This is a genomic window from Variimorphobacter saccharofermentans (genome assembly GCF_014174405.1).
Lineage (GTDB): Bacteria > Bacillota > Clostridia > Lachnospirales > Lachnospiraceae > Mobilitalea > Mobilitalea saccharofermentans.
In genome coordinates this window covers 3,178,841-3,197,231 of the sequence record NZ_JACEGA010000001.1, presented here as the reverse complement: position 1 = coordinate 3,197,231, position 18,391 = coordinate 3,178,841, and the positions used below count along the sequence as shown (strand labels likewise).

Annotated in this window: 17 protein-coding genes; 14 read left to right on the top strand and 3 right to left on the bottom strand. The window is 37.7% G+C overall.

Translation table 11 applies throughout. The annotated features are described in order from the left end of the window. The first annotated feature begins 140 nt into the window (after positions 1-140). Entirely contained in the window at positions 141-1,922 is a 1,782-nt protein-coding gene (locus H0486_RS13905; RefSeq protein ID WP_228353568.1) for a sensor histidine kinase, read from the top strand. Then, positions 1,900-2,637, top strand: coding sequence for a response regulator transcription factor (locus H0486_RS13900; RefSeq protein WP_228353567.1), 738 nt, complete (start codon positions 1,900-1,902; stop codon positions 2,635-2,637). The genes H0486_RS13905 and H0486_RS13900 overlap by 23 nt, the downstream gene beginning before the upstream one ends. Before the next feature lie 187 nt (positions 2,638-2,824). Here the strand turns inward: H0486_RS13900 and H0486_RS13895 are convergent, their stop codons facing one another. Beyond that, the gene (locus H0486_RS13895) at positions 2,825-3,493 is read right to left on the bottom strand and encodes a helix-turn-helix domain-containing protein (protein WP_228353566.1); all 669 of its coding nucleotides are present in this window, start codon (positions 3,491-3,493) and stop codon (positions 2,825-2,827) included. 248 nt (positions 3,494-3,741) lie between these two features. Here H0486_RS13895 and H0486_RS13890 point away from each other — a divergent pair, with 248 nt between their 5' ends. The 12 genes from H0486_RS13890 to H0486_RS13835 all read left to right on the top strand — a co-directional run bounded on the left by H0486_RS13890 (position 3,742) and on the right by H0486_RS13835 (position 15,665). Then, on the top strand, positions 3,742-4,320 hold the full coding sequence (locus H0486_RS13890; RefSeq protein WP_228353565.1) for a TetR/AcrR family transcriptional regulator: 579 nt from the start codon (positions 3,742-3,744) through the stop codon (positions 4,318-4,320). Positions 4,321-4,322: 2 nt separating this feature from the next. Further along, positions 4,323-5,060, top strand: coding sequence for a CPBP family intramembrane glutamic endopeptidase (locus H0486_RS13885; RefSeq protein ID WP_228353564.1), 738 nt, complete (start codon positions 4,323-4,325; stop codon positions 5,058-5,060). A gap of 12 nt (positions 5,061-5,072) precedes the next feature. Then, positions 5,073-7,259 (top strand): SF1B family DNA helicase RecD2, encoded by a 2,187-nt coding sequence (gene recD2 / locus H0486_RS13880; RefSeq protein WP_228353563.1) that lies wholly within the window; start codon positions 5,073-5,075, stop codon positions 7,257-7,259. A gap of 69 nt (positions 7,260-7,328) precedes the next feature. Beyond that, complete coding sequence (locus tag H0486_RS13875; RefSeq protein ID WP_228353562.1) at positions 7,329-8,720, top strand: Y-family DNA polymerase; 1,392 nt, start codon at positions 7,329-7,331, stop codon at positions 8,718-8,720. A 12-nt stretch (positions 8,721-8,732) separates the two neighbouring features. Beyond that, entirely contained in the window at positions 8,733-9,206 is a 474-nt protein-coding gene (locus H0486_RS13870) for a hypothetical protein (RefSeq protein WP_228353561.1), read from the top strand. A gap of 174 nt (positions 9,207-9,380) precedes the next feature. Further along, a complete protein-coding gene (locus H0486_RS13865; RefSeq protein WP_228353560.1) occupies positions 9,381-9,848 on the top strand; it encodes a pyridoxamine 5'-phosphate oxidase family protein in 468 nt (155 codons plus the stop codon). 117 nt (positions 9,849-9,965) lie between these two features. Then, complete coding sequence (locus H0486_RS13860; protein ID WP_228353559.1) at positions 9,966-10,817, top strand: AraC family transcriptional regulator; 852 nt, start codon at positions 9,966-9,968, stop codon at positions 10,815-10,817. Between the two features lie 2 nt (positions 10,818-10,819). Next, positions 10,820-11,284 carry a hypothetical protein gene (locus tag H0486_RS13855; RefSeq protein ID WP_228353558.1) on the top strand — a complete coding sequence of 155 codons (465 nt, stop codon included), beginning with the start codon at positions 10,820-10,822 and terminating at the stop codon, positions 11,282-11,284. 272 nt (positions 11,285-11,556) lie between these two features. Continuing rightward, positions 11,557-11,958, top strand: coding sequence for a BlaI/MecI/CopY family transcriptional regulator (locus H0486_RS13850; RefSeq protein ID WP_228353557.1), 402 nt, complete (start codon positions 11,557-11,559; stop codon positions 11,956-11,958). Further along, complete coding sequence (locus H0486_RS13845; RefSeq protein WP_228353556.1) at positions 11,951-13,954, top strand: M56 family metallopeptidase; 2,004 nt, start codon at positions 11,951-11,953, stop codon at positions 13,952-13,954. Before H0486_RS13850 ends, H0486_RS13845 begins: the two co-directional genes overlap by 8 nt. A gap of 197 nt (positions 13,955-14,151) precedes the next feature. After that, a complete protein-coding gene (locus tag H0486_RS13840) occupies positions 14,152-14,763 on the top strand; it encodes a TetR/AcrR family transcriptional regulator (RefSeq protein ID WP_228353555.1) in 612 nt (203 codons plus the stop codon). A 227-nt stretch (positions 14,764-14,990) separates the two neighbouring features. Beyond that, positions 14,991-15,665, top strand: a complete 675-nt coding sequence (locus H0486_RS13835) for a flavodoxin family protein (RefSeq protein ID WP_228353554.1) — start codon at positions 14,991-14,993, stop codon at positions 15,663-15,665. Positions 15,666-15,886: 221 nt separating this feature from the next. Here H0486_RS13835 and H0486_RS13830 read toward each other — a convergent pair whose 3' ends face one another. After that, complete coding sequence (locus H0486_RS13830) at positions 15,887-17,398, bottom strand: sugar ABC transporter ATP-binding protein (RefSeq protein WP_228353553.1); 1,512 nt, start codon at positions 17,396-17,398, stop codon at positions 15,887-15,889. A 21-nt stretch (positions 17,399-17,419) separates the two neighbouring features. Then, positions 17,420-18,193, bottom strand: coding sequence for a DeoR/GlpR family DNA-binding transcription regulator (locus tag H0486_RS13825; protein WP_228353552.1), 774 nt, complete (start codon positions 18,191-18,193; stop codon positions 17,420-17,422). Between the last annotated feature and the right edge of the window lie 198 nt (positions 18,194-18,391).

Genomic DNA, 18,391 nt, shown 5'->3' with positions numbered 1-18,391 from the left:
ATAGGAGAGTCAGAAACCCTTTTCTTATCCAATACATCCTATCAATTTCTTGTATTTGAAAAAATAAAACAGATGTGATACGATAGGTATGGATTTAAGTTGTCAATAGGTACTAAGATATATTTTATCGGGGTGGATCAATGAGGCGTGGCAGTAAGAAATCAATACGTGAAATTAAGATGTCACTACAGCAAACAACTCTGTTAATGCTGGCTGCTCTTTTGCTGTTTTTTTGTATGATGTTTATGATAGCCACCTCAATTATAACGCAGAAAACGGAAGAGGATTTTAAAATAAGAACATCAGAAATAGCAGTCAACAATGTTGTGTCCACTATCAAAGCGAGCGTTGTTAACTACAATTATTTGACACGTTTGATTATGGTTAATACCAATGTCGTTAGGTATCTAAAAACGAATGAATTAGATAAGGATAAAACATATGAGGCGAGAAAGGGCATTTATGAAATTCAGAGCCTGTATAGCTACATAGATTCAGTATACATTTTCCGCAACGATGGTGAGTATGTAAGTACCGGAATAGGTGAATATTGTGTTGAAATGACCCTCACAGAGCGTAATAAGATATTGGAGGCCCGTGGTAGCACAGTAATTTCTATTAATGGCAACGGTACGATTAGCAAGAATAAAAGCAGACCCTTTCTTACTATGTCACGCGCAATATACGATATAAATTCTCAAAAGCTCCTGGGAATACTGATTATGAACATATCAAGTGGTATATTTGATGATACAATTGCATTACAGAATTCCAGTGGTATGTGCATACTCGATAATAAGGGTGCATTTTTATGCGGTAATGAGGAACTCTGCGAACTATTAGATAGTGATTATAATAGTGACAGTATGGTGTATAAACATATTCGTATAGATGGTGAGAGAAAGACTCTAACCGGTAGAAAGGCATTAGAGCCACTGGTGGTATTATGCACAAGTGCTGAGAGCGAAGAGGCATTACCGAGAGATACTATATTTGCATTGATGATTACTTTAACAGCATTTATCCTATCGATATTTGTCTGTGCATGGTTTATTACATTGAGTATTGCACGACCAATCAAAAATCTAAATGCAGCGATGGAACGCACCAGATCATCGGGGTGGCTTAAGGAGATCGATGCCAAAATGCCAAACAATGAAATTGGTAGACTGGCGGAAAGCTATAATAGTATGATAGAATATCTTAATGAGCTGTTCAATCGACTGCTGGAGGATGAAAAGAATGTACAGAAGGCGGAGATGCGTGTACTCCAGGAGCAGATTAAGCCACATTTTCTCTATAATACATTGGAAACGATCAGTTACATGGCAGTGAAGGAGAATGCAAACAGTGTACATGATGCACTAGAGACTATGGGTAGCTTTTACCGCAATTTTCTTAGCAAGGGGGATCATGAGATTCCACTAAAGCGTGAGCTTCGAATTACCCGGGATTATCTCTCCCTTCAAAAGCTAAGGTATGGGGATATATTTGAGGATGAATATATCATAGATGAAAGCACCCTCGACTGTATGATACCAAAGCTGATTCTTCAGCCGCTGGTAGAGAACAGTATTTACCATGGAGTACGGCTCAAGGGAGAAAAATGTGTTATTCGTATTACTACCCGCTTAGAAGATGGCATTTTACATATAAATGTGTTCGATTCCGGTGTCGGAATGAGCGAAGAACAGATAAGGAGTGTACTGGAGACTAGCGAGGAGGATGACACAAATATGCTGTCAGGCTTCGGTCTGCGTGGCACTATTAATCGAATACGCTATTATTATGATTGCGACAACGTAGTACAGATACGCAGTGAGCCGGGTGAGTATACGGAAATTGAGATCTGTATATGCATTCCCAAGTTGAGGGACAAAGTAGTAGAGGAGGAAGAAAATGTACCGAGTAATGATCATTGATGACGAGATGTCTGCTCGTAAGCTGCTACAGGCATCCATAGATTGGCAAGCACTTAATATGGAAGTGGTGGGCGAGGCGGCCAGCGGTATAGAAGCAATTAACATCATCGATGACTTGCGGCCTGACATTGTTTTTGCTGATATTTCCATGCCCTTTATGAACGGGATAGAATTCACACGGGTAGCAACAGAGCGATATAAAAACCTGATAATTGTTATTCTGACAGGATTGGATGATTTCGAATATGCACGTCAATGTGTTCGTTTACCTGTAGTAGAATACATGCTGAAACCCTTCGTTCGGCAAGAGGTTACAGAAGTGCTGACCAAGATTAAAGAAAAACTGGATAAACAAACAAATCGAACACAAGAGGTCGGAAGGGATATTACTCCATCTGACATTGAGCAGATCTTACAGTATCTACGAGATAACTTTACGGATTCCAGTATTAATTTAACCTCTGTAGCACAGCGCTTTGGATTTAATCCTAGCTACTTTAGCCGCAAATTCAAGCAGGAAACAGGAAAAAGCTTTGTAGAATTCCTTATCAGTTGTCGAATGGAGCTGGCAATTAAGCTTGCCAAAACAAGCAAAAAAATGTTTTGCACTGCCAATGAAGTTGGCATACCGGACCCGAATTACTTTGGACGCTGTTTTAAAAAATATACGGGTATTAGCTATTCGGAATTTGTCAGTTCCAATGCCTCGAAGTGATTTAATATGTAATATATTATTCAGTAAGAAGAACTGCTCAGATGCCTTTCATAACATAATTCTGGTATAAAATCATATAGCTCAGTAACCGTTAACAGGGTTCCTGAGCTATTTTGATTCATAATAATACAATCCAGGGTGAATGGAGAGGCAGATCGTGTCTAACAATTATACTCAAATACAGTAATTACTTGTCGAGAAAGTGTTGCCTAAAGAAAAAGACAATCAGGTACTCTAGTACAGAGTATAAAATCGTAATCATACACACCGCTATATTAGGACCAAGAGTATTCATATCATTAAGCTGTCTCAAAATAATTATTATGGAAATAAAAGTGATTAAGATACCATTTGGAATAGCGATTTTTTGCAGTACCTCCAGGATGTCCGAATAGGTTTTTCTACCCGACAGTAATACTCCTGCCACACTAAACAAAGCGATGCACAAAAATGTAACGGGATCGATAAAATATAGAAACGTATTCGGAAGACCTAAGGGTGTAAAATTAAGCATCAGAAACAGTCCTAGGAAGGTAATCAAGATTCCTACAATACTTCTTAGGGTAGATTTCTTTTTTGCTTTTTCGTTTTCTTTCATAAGAGACATAATATTTTCCTCCGCTTTTACAGAATAATTTGTCTCTGATAAGCGCTCACCAGAAATTATTTCATTTATACTAAGGTTAAGAGAACGGCATAATGCATCCAGGTAAGAAATATCTGGCATACTTTTACCACATTCCCACTTGGAAATGGTCTTGTCACTAATTCCGATTTTCTCTGCAAGTTCCCTCTGAGTAAGCCCAATCAGATTTCTTGATTCGGCAATAAGTCTTCCTGTTCTTTTTTGATCCATTATGAATTCTCCTTTGTAAACTGTTCTAAAGCTGCATGCATCTTATGATTTCACATTAATCATAGAATCCCATAAAATCAACCTACAAATTGTAGAATTGGCTCTCCTTACCATAGAATTATACCATAACAAACTATTTATTTAACTAATTGACATCATTGTATTAAAAGAATATAATAGGTAACAATTGATAGGTAACATATGATACCTATTATATATACAGTAAAAATATAAAGGAGGGAGTTTTATTGCCACCGAAAATTAAGGTTACGGAAGATGAGATTATCAATGTAGCTCTTCGTATTGTTAGGGAGAAGGGAATAGAAAGCCTGAATGCACGTGATTTAGCGAAGGAGCTTGGGTGCTCAGTCCATCCGATATTTCGAGCATATCAATCTATGGAAGGTCTGAGGATCGCTGTATATCGAAAGGCTGAGGACATTTATAATGAACGTATGTTAAGTGCAGGAGAACATACAGAGGATGGTTTTCTTAGTATTGGACTAGCCTATATTGATTTCGCAAAAAATGAGAAGAACCTGTTCAAACTGTTATTTATGACGGATCAGTTTCGTGAGCAAAGCATCATGGATATTGTAGGGAATACAAAAGGAGATGATGAAGTAATTAACTTACTACGGCAGATGACGGGATTGAGTGTAAAGGCCGTCAAAGAGTTATATGCGGGAATGTGGATTACTACTCACGGAATAGCTTCCATGTTTGCTACGAATAATTGTCGATTTAGTGATGAAGAAAACAGAAGATTATTAAATAATTCATTCATGGGTTTAATACTAAAGCTTAAAAATGAGGAGGAACAATAATAATGAAAGAAGTATTTTCAAAGAAGCATCCATATATAGCTGCTGTTCTATTCGGATTGCTTTGCACATTTATGACAGCGTTAGGGACAGCAATCCCACAAATAGCGGGATTAAAAACAAATGAACGATTGATTGTAACAACAATATTTCTTATAATATCAATTGTAATTGGATTTTTTTTGATGTATAAATCAAGATATAAGCTTTCAGAATATGGTTTTCGAAAATATAAGAATGATACAAATCATAGAGTTTGGTGGTATATTCCGTTAATAGCGGTAGAAATACTCCCCATTGCAATTGCCGGCATCCTCCCGGGGATCACAGTTTTACAGTATATTATCTTATTATTATTTACGGTTGCGGTTGGTTTCAATGAGGAAATCTATTTTAGAGGACTAGCACTTAAGACTATTGAAATTAAAGGAAGTAAGCCAGCCATTATCTGGTCCTCTATTATATTCGGAATTCTACATCTTGCCAATGCACTGAATGGTAAGAATGCATTATATCTTGTATTACAAATGATTTTTGCGTTTCTGGTAGGATGGGTACTTGCTGAAATAGTAAGTATTACAAAAAGCATATGGATCGTAATAATATGGCATGCTGCTCACGATTATATTTCCAGCATTACGGGTGAAACCCTTGATACGACAGCACTCATTATTCTTGCAATTCAAGTGGGGATCCTATTGGTATATGCTGCATTTATATGGAGAGAGATGAAAGCAGAATAGGAGGTAATTCAGGTGGCTAAAATACGATGTGTCGTGGAACGAATTACATATCAAAATCCAGAGAATGGTTATACTGTTCTGAAAGTAAATGTCAAAGGATATGATGATTTGGTTACCGTCGTAGGAAGCCTTCTGGATGCTAATGTGGGTTCGGTTCTTCTAATTGAGGGTGATTGGAAGATGGATGCGAAGTATGGAAAGCAGTTTATGGCTCATAAATGGGAAGAAACCATGCCTGCAACCATCTACGGTATTGAAAAATACCTAGGAAGCGGTTTGATTAAAGGAGTTGGACCGAAGTTTGCCAAAAGAATTGTTCATAAGTTTGGTACGGATACAATTAATGTTATTGAAGATAATCCGGATAGCCTGATTGAAGTTGAAGGTATTGGGAAAAAACGTGTCCAGATGATTAAAGAAAGCTGGGAGCGGCAAAAAGAGGTAAAGAATATTATGCTTTTTTTGCAGGATCATGGTGTTAGTACCTCTTTTGCAGCGAAGATATATAAGGTTTATGGTAATGAAAGCATAGATAAGGTAAAAGAAAATCCCTATCGATTGGCAGATGATATATGGGGAATTGGCTTTAAGACAGCGGATAGTATCGCAGAAAAGCTTGGATATGGAAAAGAGACTTATGTGCGCCTGCGAAGCGGTATTATGTATACGTTGAGTGAACTAGCTGATGATGGACATGTATTTGCTGAGAAGGAGCAACTGATTGAAAGAGCTGTGGAACTATTAGAGGCTGAATCGGAATATATCATAATGACAATGGATCATATGCTAAAGGAAAAGGATCTGATACAGGATGAGGATGCCATTTACCTTCCGCCTTTTTATTATGCTGAAATCGGTACTGCCAATAAGTTGTTAAAGCTGGCTGCACAGCCAGCAAATGATAAGCTGTGGGTGAGGCTTATACAGGCGCGAAGAGATACAGGAAATGAGAATCTGTCCATAGATGTGGAGAGAATCGAATCTACGGTTAATATGAAATATGACGAAATTCAGGCAGATGCCATCCGACAGGCAGCACTAGCCAAGGTAATGGTATTGACAGGAGGTCCAGGAACAGGAAAAACCACTACTACCCAGGGAATTATTGCAGCATATCGTGCTTATGGACTTAAGATTTTACTGGCTGCTCCCACTGGAAGGGCTGCTAAACGGATGACAGAAGCAACCGGATTAGAAGCGAAAACCATCCATCGACTGCTAGAATGCAAACCGCCGGAGGGCTATCAAAAGAATGAAGAGAATCCATTGGAGGGGGATGTACTGATTGTAGACGAGTGTTCTATGATAGATATCATTCTTATGAATTCTCTGTTAAAAGCGATTCCACCGAATATGAGACTGATTTTAGTTGGAGATATTGATCAGCTTCCATCCGTAGGAGCAGGTAATGTATTAAGAGATATTATTGAATCAGACCAGTTTCCGGTAATTCGACTGACCAGAATCTTTAGACAGGCACAGACTAGCCGCATTATCATGAATGCTCATAAAATAAATGGAGGAAAGATGCCGGACATATCCAATGGAAAGGATTCAGATTTCTTTTTTATACAGAAGGAAGAGGCGGAGGATACTGTCTCTGAAATTGTAAAATTGGTGAAGTATAATCTTCCGCAATACTATAAAACACCTTCCTCTATGATACAGGTTCTGACACCGATGCAAAGAGGTATTGTAGGTGCGACCAATTTAAATATCGCATTGCAGGAGGCACTCAATCCTGCGGGAGAAGGACTTCGTCGAAGCGGTTCTGTTTTCCGCGTTGAGGATAAGGTAATGCAGATTAGGAATAATTATGAGAAAGAGGTTTTTAACGGGGATATTGGGATTGTAACGTCCATTGATTTGGAAGACCGTTCATTAAGGATTGATTTTGATGGCAGGCAGATCCAGTATGATGTGACGGAGTTGGATGAAATCGTGCTTGCCTATGCTACTACAATCCATAAGGCCCAAGGTTCCGAGTATCCCATTGTGGTCATGCCTATTCTTATGAATCACTATGTGATGCTTCAACGAAACCTGATATATACAGGGATTACCAGAGCAAAGAACGTTCTGATCATGGTGGGAAACAAGAAGGCGCTTGCTTATGCTGTTAATAATGTTACAGTTACTAAGCGAAACACGTTATTGAAAGAACGTCTGGCGGGCTATAGGGCTAATCCGAATATTTAAATCAATTATATGCTGGGTTATATTTTTGCTGAGTACTACATAAGAACACGCAGAAAGGAGACGATACAGATGGAATACACAAGAACAACAAGCCAAGGGAATCTATATATTGCCATAGATTTAAAATCCTTTTATGCCTCAGTTGAGTGTATTGATCGAGGATTGAATCCTCTGACAACCAACCTTGTGGTAGCGGATCCGTCTCGTACTGAGAAAACTATATGTCTTGCAGTATCGCCATCCTTGAAGGCTTATGGCATACCTGGCAGAGCACGACTCTTTGAAGTTCAACAGAAGCTAAAGGAAGTGAAGCAACGCACGGGGAAAGAGGTGGAGTATATCATAGCGCCACCTAGGATGGCTCGCTATATCGAAGTGTCGGCAGAAATATATGCAACCTATTTGAAGTATATCAGCCCAGAAGATATTCATGTATATAGCATTGATGAATGCTTTATGGATGTGACCAATTATCTTAAGCTTTATCAGATGTCTGCCAAGGAACTGGTAGTGAAAATGATTCATGATGTATTGGAGAGGACTGGAATCACTGCAACTGCAGGTATAGGAACGAACCTGTATCTGAGTAAGATTGCCATGGATATCGTAGCAAAGCACGTTGAGCCTGATGCAAGCGGTGTACGTATTGCTGAGCTTGATGAGCTGACCTATCGTAGATTATTATGGAATCATAAACCGATTACTGACTTTTGGAGAATAGGTGGAGGCATCGCCAAGCGACTTGAAAAGAACGGCCTTTATACAATGGGTGATATCGCCAGAATTTCAATACACAATGAGGATTTATTATATAAAATGATTGGCATTGATGCGGAGTTATTGATTGATCATGCATGGGGATACGAACCGTGTACTATGAAAGAAATCAAAAGCTATAAACCAAGTACAAACAGCATCTCTTCCGGACAAGTATTGCAACATCCGTACGATTTTAGTCAAACCAGAATCGTTGTACAGGAAATGACGGACTTACTGGTACTTGACCTTGTGGAGAAAGGATTGGTGACGGATAGTCTTACGTTAACCATCGGCTATGATAGAAGTAATGTGGATGAAGGAGCATACGAGGGTGAGATTATCTATGACCGATATGGAAGGGCAATTCCTAAGTCTGCACATGGTACTGCGAACCTTGGAACGACAAGCAGCAGTACGAAGAAAATCATGACAGCGATGCTGGAGCTTTATGATCGAATCGTATCGAAGGAGCTTATGGTAAGACGAGTGACGGTCTCTGCGAATAATCTGGTAGAGGAGAAATATGAACAGTATGATTTATTTATGGATCCGGTAGAACAGGCAAAGGAACGTAAAATGCAGGAGGCCATGCTTGCCATTAAGAAAAAGTTTGGAAAGAATGCCATATTGAAAGGCATAAATTTCGAAGAGGGTGCTACCACGATTGAACGAAACAATCAAATTGGTGGCCATAAAGCATAGGAGAGATGAGGTATGGTTAAGAAGCCAGTGTCATTAAATGAAAAGGTTACCCATGATTATGATGATATTATTCATATGGAATACCCACTAAAAACTACAGATTATATCAAACATCCAAGAATGAGGGTAGAAGACCGGGCAAAAATATTCGCTCCCTTTGCAGCACTGAAAGGATATGAGGAAGCTATAGCAGCAAAGCAAAAGGTCGTTGTGCCACGTATTGAATTATCAGAAGAATCAAAAGAGTACCTGGATTTACAGCTGGGAAAGATTGAAGGGTTGCTGTTACATGGACAACATCCAATTATTACGGTTGTGTTTTTTCAAAGAGATTGGGAGAGATACGGAGATGGCGGCGAATATATTCAGTTCACTGGCTTGGTAGCTAAGCTGAACCGAACTTCCCGCATCCTGCAAATTGTAGATAAAAGAATTCATTTGGATGATATATATCGTATTGAGAGTGAGGATTTAGACACAATCTAATTATCAGAAGACCCTGGCTTTTGGTTAGAGAAAACTTGGAAGATTTCGATACGATAATATTGTGTTGAATAATGATATATTCAGTGTTATATTACAATTACGAAGCAAGTATATGGTATATTATGGTTTACAATTTATAGCAGCATAATTTAGTGGGTGATAGGAGGATACGATATGGGGTTATTTGAAAAAAGTATGAATATACTTACAGAATTATTTGGTCAGGATTTTCTATTTTCATTGGCTACAGTTAAGGATCAAAAGCCGGCAGTCAGAGTTATTGATACCTATTGTGAGGATGGTATTTTTTGGGTGGTAACCCATGCTTTATCGAATAAAGTAAAGGAAATCGAAGCAAATTCCAATGTCGCTCTATGTAATAATTTCTATTCCTTTACGGGAAATACATATAATGTAGGACATCCTTTAAAGGAGGAGAACAGACAAATCAGAGAGAAATTAATCAAGGTATTTGAACCTTGGTATTATGCACATAACGATGAAAATGATAATAATATGTGTTATGTAAGAATTGACCTAACCAATGGCTTCTTTCACAAGGATGGGAAAGGCTATAAGGTTGATTTTGTAAATAAAACCGCAGAGGAATTCCCATTTGCTCCAGCAGTAGAGGTTGATTAAAAGCTCGAACAAAGGAACTTACCTATTTGCTTGGTGTTCACTGCCTCTCTTTATCCGGCACGAAAAGAGAGGCATTATATATGTAAAGATTGTAACTTATTGATAGGAGATTAATAGATGGATTGGATTGAGAGACTGAATAGTGCAGTGAATTATATTGAGGAAAATATCGGTGACAATATCGACCTGAATAAGGTTGCAAGGATAGCATGTTGTTCCGTATATCACTTTCAAAGAATGTTTGCATACATGGCTAACATTCCATTATCGGAATACATACGTCGAAGGAGAATGTCATTGGCTGCTGTAGATTTGCAGAATGGCAGTAAAGTGATTGATGTTGCCGTAAAATATGGATATGATTCGCCGACAGCTTTTAACAGAGCGTTCAAAAGCTTACATGGAATATCGCCATCACAAGCAAAAGAAGAGGGTGTATCTCTGCTTGCGTATCCACCTATTAGCTTCCAAATATCAATTAAGGGAGTTAGAGCAATGAATTACAGAGTAGAAAAAAAAGAAGCATTTCGAATTGTAGGAATATCTGAACCATTGGAAATGGAGATTGAGAAGAATTTTGAGATTGTTCCGAAAATGTGGGGCAATGCTGCGGCGAATGGGACTATCATGAAGCTTGCCGGATTCATGGATGGAGCAATATTAGGATTGTTAGGTATAAGCTCCTGCGATGAGGCAGATAATTGGAGATACTATATTGGAGTAGAAAGCAGTAAGCCATTAGAGGGGGAATTAGAAGAGCTGATAGTTCCGCAAGCAACCTGGGCAATCTTTGCGGGAGAAGGTAATAATCAGTCCATACAGGAATTAGAAAGAAGAATTGTCACAGAATGGCTTCCTAATTCGGGATATGAATATGGTAATGCACCTGATATTGAAGTATACTTAAGTGCGGATCCCAATAATGCAAAATATGAGGTATGGATACCGGTTGTAAAGAAGGAGAGCTGATTATGGTACATTTAGTTTACTGCGATAATGAAGGAAGGAATGGAGAAAAAGTCCTTGACAAGATTTTGGCAGGCACAAAAACCATGATAGTTCGTGGCGCTGCAGGAAGAAAAATACCACATAGCAGAGTCTTTGAGGGAGAGCGAATCTTTTTTATGCAAAAGGGGACGAGTAAGATCACAGCATCCGCCATCGTTACTAATGTATATAATTATGTTAAGCTTACGGAGGAGGAAAGCATAAAAATACTGGAAGACAACCAAAGTAAATTGAACCTTTCACCGAAGCAGAAGGAGAGATGGCGTAAGAAATGCTTATGTCTGGTGGAATTTAAAGATGTAATGGAGATTACACCACTGGAATTCGACCATCAGAATAATATGGATGATTGGCTCATCTTAGAGAAGATTGAGGATGTGGTTGTCGGCTCCAGCATACCGTATAATTATGAAAAGTCCAGGTTTTGAATTATTTTTATCCAGTATAATAAGATATAATTAAGTAACCCTTGATCAGAATGATATGGGTTTGTAAATATAATGACAAAGAAATACCTGCCTGAAAGATTATATTACAATTAAAATCTTTCAGGCAGGTATTTCTTTGCTATGAAGGTGGTTTCCTATCAGATAATAAATTTATATAATTTTCGTTGACAAATGTCATTTAATATATTGACATTTGTCAACGAAAATGTTATTTTATCTTTAAAGTATTTATGAAATGAGGTGAATGGATTATGAAAGGAAAGGAAATCTATGAAAGATTACCTGACTCCGAGTTAACCGTTATGCAGGTGATATGGGAGCAGCAAAGTCCTGTGGGAACGGGTAAGGTTGTAGAAATGGTTTGTGAGCAAAGGGATTGGTCCCGTTCTACGGTTCAGGTACTGCTAGCTCGTCTGGAGGAACGCGGATTTATTGAAACAATTAAAAAAGGCAGATTTAAGTATTATGCCCCATTAATTAAGAAAGAGGACTATTTATTAAAAGAGACAAAAACCTTTCTGGAACAATTTTATAGTAATTCATATAAAAAGCTAATCGCATCTTTGGTGCAGGATCAAACAATTACAGAAGAGGATATTGATGACATTATCCATATTATTAAGGATGTGAAGGGAGGGGATGAAAATGAATGATCTCTTTCTTACTATATTAATACTGAGTATAATATGCTCCATTATCATAGTATTTGTTGCCGTCCTTGATAAACTGTTTCATAAAAGCTATTCCAGGCAGTGGAAATATATTATATGGGCTATAATCAGTCTTCGTCTGATAATACCAATAAAGATTGACATTATAGACATCCCCGCACCGATAAATCTGAATCAGCTCATTACAAATGCAGAATCAGAGGATCATGATATTTCTCATTCAGCTAACACACTGGCAATTAATGATAATATGGATTTTAACTCTGATAGCATGCCGGTAGATACATCATTTATAGATCGGACAGAAATCGAAACCATGCGTCCAGCAGGTAATCCAGGAAGACAAAATACAATAAGCAACTTAAAGTCTGTGTCACATCCTGTACCGGTTCAATCTGTTATGGGTACGATTTCGATTATCTGGATAATAGGTGCAATTGCTTTTCTGATCTATCATGTATTAGCCTATACTCATTACAAAAGAAATTTATTTAGATGGAGTAATATTATTGAGAATCAGGATATATTGGAACAATTTCATCAACTTCAGTCAGAGCTTAACATAAAGCGTAACATTAGAATTCTGACCAGTAGCCAGTTGTCGACACCAATTCTAATCGGATTTCTAAAACCTTGTATTATATTACCTATTGAGAATTTTACAAAGGAGCAGTATCAATTCATCCTAAAGCATGAACTGATTCACTATAAGCATCAGGATTTGCTTTATAAAATCATATTATTGATTGCAAATGCATTACATTGGTTCAATCCGCTCATTCACTATATGGTATATCTGGCGAATATCGATATGGAATTGTATTGTGATGAAACCTTAATCGCGAGAGAAGATCGAACATATCGTGAAAATTATAGTATGACCTTACTCAAAATAATGACAAGCTCTATGAAGAATCATTCCGTATTGTTATCGACTAATTTTAGCAGTAAAAAAGAGCATGTTAAGAAACGCTTCCATCAAATAATGAATGCAAAACCGACGAAAAAAGGAATATGTTTCGTTGCAGTAATGATTTGTCTCATTGTACTTATGGGAAATGTATTCTCGTGGTTTGGTCAGGAGAAAGTCAGCAAAGCAGGAATAACGGATAAACCGGGCAATGTAGTAAGTACTAATACGAATTCCGATCAAAGACAGGTTATTAACAGTAATATCGCTGACAATACGGTTAGTCAGTGGGAAGACACACAGCATATTCTGGTGCTGGGAATTGATGCAAACGATACGGAAACCAAAGCTCGTGCAGATAGTATTCTGATTGTAAGTGTGAATCCTGAGACGAAAAAAATAAGCTTAATTTCGCTTTTGCGGGATATGTACTTAGAACTACCTAATGGGGAAAAGGATAAGTTAAGCTCCATATATCAAATTGGCGGAGCAGAGCTGATGAAAAAAACCATCGAATCGAATTTTGATCTAACCATTCATAATACGGTAACGGTTAATATGAAAGCCTTTGAGAAAATCATTGATTCCATTGGTGGTGTAGAAGTTGAGTTATCAGGGAAGGAAGCAGAATATCTGAATAAGACAAACTATATATCCAATAAGAAATATCGTACTGTGGTGGCTGGAAAGCAAATGTTGAATGGAAATCAGGCACTTGGCTATGTCCGGGTACGTAAGGTTCCGACGCTGCAAGGAGAAAGGGAGGATGTGGGGCGTACCGCTCGTTTGCGGAGTGTGCTTATGACTGTAATCAAAGAATGTAGTAATCAGGATATTATGGAACTAACAAAGTTACTAAAAGACGTATTACCCTATGTGATAACAGATTTAAGTGCGGAGCAGTTTTTGTCATACCTGAAAGTAGTATTAGAGAATGAATTTCAGACAGATACCTTCGTAATTCCGGTGGAAGGCTCCTATACACAGGATGTAAAAGATGGTATGAGCGTCCTGGAACCGGATCTTAAAGCCAATATCGAGGTATTAAAACAAGCTTTCAATAAATAATGAAATTAGAAACAAGCATTCGAACTTGCGAAGTAATCCTAATAGAGGAGAGAATCAAAGGTTAGGATGCTTTTTTACTATATAGAGAACTTCTTCAAAGCTTCAAGAAGATAAAATTTATCGTTGACAAACTAACGTACGTTAGCTATAATCATACTAACAGTTGTTAGTATAGTATATTCGATAGGAGGTTTTTCATGGAAACGAAGGAGCGAATTATGATGAAAGCGCTTATGCTGTTTTCAGATAGAGGCTATGATGGTGTGTCAATGCGTGATATCGCAGCGGAAGTAGGAATTAAAGCAGCGTCAATATATAACCACTTTTCAGGGAAGGAGGATATATTTAGCTGCCTGCTTTCGGAGATGGCAATTCGCTACGAACAGATGAGAGATAATATGCGAGTGCCAGATGGTGATATGGATCATATCGCAGAAGCGTTTGCCGATATTTCTGTGGAGAACCTGGTTATGATAGCAAGAGGAATATTCTTGTATTTCTTAAATGATGAGTTTGCAGCTCCTTTTCGACGAATGGTTACCATAGAGCAATATAGAAATTCCATTGCAGGTGAAACCTATCAGAAAATGTTTCTTCAGGATGCGATTGACTACGAGGCCACTATTTTTGCAAGTTTCGTAAAAGAAAAACATTTTGTAGAATGTGATCCATATGTAGCAGCATTGCATTTTTATTCTCCGATTTTATTGTTGTTGTCAAAGTATGATCGAAAGCCTGAGAAGCAGGAAGAGGCACTGCAAATACTGGACCAGCACGTGAAGCAGTTTACAGAGCTCTATGTATATTAAGCAAATGATAAGTAATGTTCGAAGGAATGATTAGGAGTGGACAATCCATCGCTTCCCTAACTGTACCAAGAAAATTTTCGAGAAGGGCGGCCACCTTATGACAGGAAATGAGGATGAGATTAAGAAGGCAGTGGAGGAGTTCATTCAGTAATATTAGGTATTAGAATGGAGTCAGTATAGAAGTATAACGTACAAAATCTATAAGTATCGAAGAACGGAGGATTAATATGAAAGTAGCGGTGGTACATGGTCAGGCACATAAGGGAAGTACTTACCATTTGACACAGATGCTTCTGGATGAGCTGGATTGTAACAAGGAAGATGTGAGGGAGTTTAATATAAATGGAATTGGGCAGTGTGTTGGATGTTATAATTGCATCCTTAAAGATGAAAGTCTGTGCCCACATCGCGCTCAGATGGCCCCCATCATTGAGGCAATTGATCAGGCTGATGTCATTATAATAAATACACCTAACTATTGTATGGGTATGACCGGCCAACTAAAATCCTTTTTTGATCATATGGCTTATCGCTGGATGTCCCATAGACCAAATGGAAATATGAAAAATAAAATAGGAGTGGCTATTTCAACCACTGCAGGCATGGGAGCTTCAAAAGCAACCAAGGATATTCGTAATCAACTGTTTTGGTGGGCGGTCGGTAAGACCTATCAGATTCCATTTGCAGTGTCTGCATTTTCGTGGGATCAAATAGCGAACAAGAAGAAAATGAAACTAACAAGGAAGGTAAAGAACTTAGGCTGGAAAATAAATCAAAAAGTGGGATATGTAAGACCGGGAGTTAAGCTCAGACTATTTTTTCAAATGATGAAAAAAATGCAAAAAGGATTGGTGTGGAATATAGTGGATCATGATTATTGGGAAAAGCAAGGATGGATATAAATCATATCATGACGAATTATGCAGCGATACATAAGAGTACTAGTAGTCGGAGACAGAATAAGTGCTTTAGTATGTTGGTATCAGTAAACAGCAGGCATAAAGGAAATAAATAAAAAAGGAAGAAATGTATTAACTATTAACAGTATATACAATTCTTCCTTTTTATTTATAATTAGAGCACTTTGGTAAATTACTGTACATAGCTTATGATACCCGTAATACTATTCATGATGCTTATGGGTGTTAGTTCTACTACGGGCTTGTATTGCTGTTATTTCCTCAGGGGTAGTTAGATTGGTCGGAAGATCACAGACTAGTGTCTTATCGGATAGAACAGCAACCCGGTCACAGATTCCCATAATCTCATCAATATCAGAGGATATATATATAATACCGGCTTTCTTCTTTGTCATATCATTTATAAAATTATAGATATCTATTTTACTTGCTAGATCTATACCACGTGTAGGCTCATCCAGTATGAATATTTTAGCCCGGATCATAAGCCATTTCGCAAAGATTGCTTTCTGAAGGCTACCCTCACTGTAAGATAAAATACTGTTGCTTCTCAGCATCGGAATATTAATCTTTGTAATATAATCAATCGCTGTCTGTTTCAGAAAATTAAAATTGATTATATGATTTTTGGTAAATCGCTTTAGTGAAGGAAACGCAACATTCTCACTGGTGTCCAGCTCTTGAAAGATGGAGTCTTCCAATCGATTCTCAGGCATTAGCGCGATACCATTTCGTATAGCTACATTAGGACTGCTTATATAGACGGGTTTACCATTGATACAGATTTGCCCATTATATTTGACTGCACCAAACAAACAGTTGGATAATAAGGTTCTGCCTGAACCGGCCAGACCTGTAATACCTAAGATTTCTCCCTCTCTTAATTGAAAATTAATATCTTGCAATCGATCCTCAAAGCCGAGATGGGATACGGATAATAGTACTTTCCCTTTTTGAGTGTTCATTTTAGGATATCGTTCCTTTAGACGGACTCCAACCAATAAATGAATAATCTCTTCTTCGGTGGATTCTTTAATAATCTTAGTTCCCACTAGAGTCCCATTCTTAATAATCGAGACACGATCTCCTATTGTCATGGTATCATCTATTCGGTGTGTAATGTAGAAAATGCCCGCGCCTCTGGCTTTAATACGATTCACTATAGTATACAGAAGCTGGCGTTCGCTTGGCGTTAGTGAGGCAGAAGGTTCATCTAGAATAACTACCTTTGCTTCAGAGATATATGCCTTACAAAATTCTATCATTTGCCGCTGAGCAAGTCCAAGAGTTCTTACCGTATCAGTTGCACTAATCGGAAGATTTAGTTCTTGAATTAAATCGTAAAACTGTCTGTTTAGCTTATCAAAATCTATGGTCTTCAGTAGTTTGTTTTTAAAGGGTAGATTATGAAAATATAAATTTTCAGCAATGCTTAAATTCTCCAAAAGAGTGGTGTGCTGCTGAATAAAAATAAGTTCACTTGAAGAATAAAAGGAAAGACTTCTGGGTTTCACTATTTGACCTTCGAAATAGATCTCTCCAGAATCAGGCTGTACCAGACCGCTGATCATTTCCATCAGTATACTCTTTCCGGATCCATTTTCGCCCATAATCATATGTATTTCACCGGGATAAAGAGAGAGACTAACATTATTAATACTGAAGTTATCTATCTCAAGGTTAATATTCTTTAACTCAAGTAATGGACTTTTCAATGTGAACCTCCTGAAAAAGTGCTAATTTTCATAAACATCAACGGATGTAAATAGCGGAATGTTGCAATTATAGATATAATTCTTATGCTTGTCTTCAAGGTTCGAATCAGTCAATACACGATGTGCAATATTAATCTTACCAACGCGGTAAAGGGCATTGGTACCAAAATATCTGGAAAGACAGACTACAGTTACGGATTCGGCAAGCTTTACCGCCTGATGAATTAATGTAGCCTTTTTCGTACTGGATACAGTTACACCAACGGATTCACTGAGTCCATCAATTTCAATGAATATATGATTGAATGAGAAATTTTTCAAATTATCTATTGTAATTTGTCCAAATACTGCATTTTCCTCCAAATCACCACCAAGGAGAATTAAGTTATTTGTGGGCGAATGAGAAAAAGCAGCTGCTATTTGTATATCATTTGTAACCACAGTCAGATTATTATGATTCGCTAAAGCTTTCGCGATATATGCATTCACGGTTCCATTAATCAGCATAATGGCATCACCGTCATTAACTAAATGGAATGCGGTATCGGCAATTTCCTGATATAATAGAACATCTTGGATTTCATCGCTGTCATCCAAAAGTGATTCATCGTCCTGTTCAATCAGAACGGCGCCACCATGGGTGCGCTTAAGAAAGCCTTCACTTTCAAGCTTCTCAAGATCACGGCGTATAGTAACCTCAGTGACATTGAGTAACTCACTCAGCTTAGCTACAGAAACCTTATGGTCTTTTACTAAATAGTTTTTAATTATTCGAATTCTTTCGATTGCAAACATATGTTTTCCCTATCTTGTACTGTAGTCAGAAATTATATCCTTATTAATAAGTAATCTATCTAATTATAAAAATAATACACGATTTTGATAAAAAAAACAATTAGTAATATTTCGTTTCGTATTTGTCTTTCTGTAAAAATTGCATTGTGAAAGATGCATAACAAAAGTTAAAAATGGTAGGTGTTTGTTGTTGACAAT

Excerpts from the sequence above, each read along its gene's own strand:
- H0486_RS13905 (WP_228353568.1), top strand. The coding sequence starts at position 141 with ATGAGGCGTGGCAGTAAGAAATCAATACGTGAAATTAAGATGTCACTA.
- H0486_RS13900 (WP_228353567.1), top strand. The coding sequence starts at position 1,900 with ATGTACCGAGTAATGATCATTGATGACGAGATGTCTGCTCGTAAGCTG.
- H0486_RS13895 (WP_228353566.1), bottom strand. The coding sequence starts at position 3,493 with ATGGATCAAAAAAGAACAGGAAGACTTATTGCCGAATCAAGAAATCTG.
- H0486_RS13885 (WP_228353564.1), top strand. The coding sequence starts at position 4,323 with ATGAAAGAAGTATTTTCAAAGAAGCATCCATATATAGCTGCTGTTCTA.
- H0486_RS13875 (WP_228353562.1), top strand. The coding sequence starts at position 7,329 with ATGGAATACACAAGAACAACAAGCCAAGGGAATCTATATATTGCCATA.
- H0486_RS13870 (WP_228353561.1), top strand. The coding sequence starts at position 8,733 with ATGGTTAAGAAGCCAGTGTCATTAAATGAAAAGGTTACCCATGATTAT.
- H0486_RS13865 (WP_228353560.1), top strand. The coding sequence starts at position 9,381 with ATGGGGTTATTTGAAAAAAGTATGAATATACTTACAGAATTATTTGGT.
- H0486_RS13860 (WP_228353559.1), top strand. The coding sequence starts at position 9,966 with ATGGATTGGATTGAGAGACTGAATAGTGCAGTGAATTATATTGAGGAA.
- H0486_RS13855 (WP_228353558.1), top strand. The coding sequence starts at position 10,820 with ATGGTACATTTAGTTTACTGCGATAATGAAGGAAGGAATGGAGAAAAA.
- H0486_RS13850 (WP_228353557.1), top strand. The coding sequence starts at position 11,557 with ATGAAAGGAAAGGAAATCTATGAAAGATTACCTGACTCCGAGTTAACC.
- H0486_RS13845 (WP_228353556.1), top strand. The coding sequence starts at position 11,951 with ATGAATGATCTCTTTCTTACTATATTAATACTGAGTATAATATGCTCC.
- H0486_RS13840 (WP_228353555.1), top strand. The coding sequence starts at position 14,152 with ATGGAAACGAAGGAGCGAATTATGATGAAAGCGCTTATGCTGTTTTCA.
- H0486_RS13835 (WP_228353554.1), top strand. The coding sequence starts at position 14,991 with ATGAAAGTAGCGGTGGTACATGGTCAGGCACATAAGGGAAGTACTTAC.
- H0486_RS13825 (WP_228353552.1), bottom strand. The coding sequence starts at position 18,193 with ATGTTTGCAATCGAAAGAATTCGAATAATTAAAAACTATTTAGTAAAA.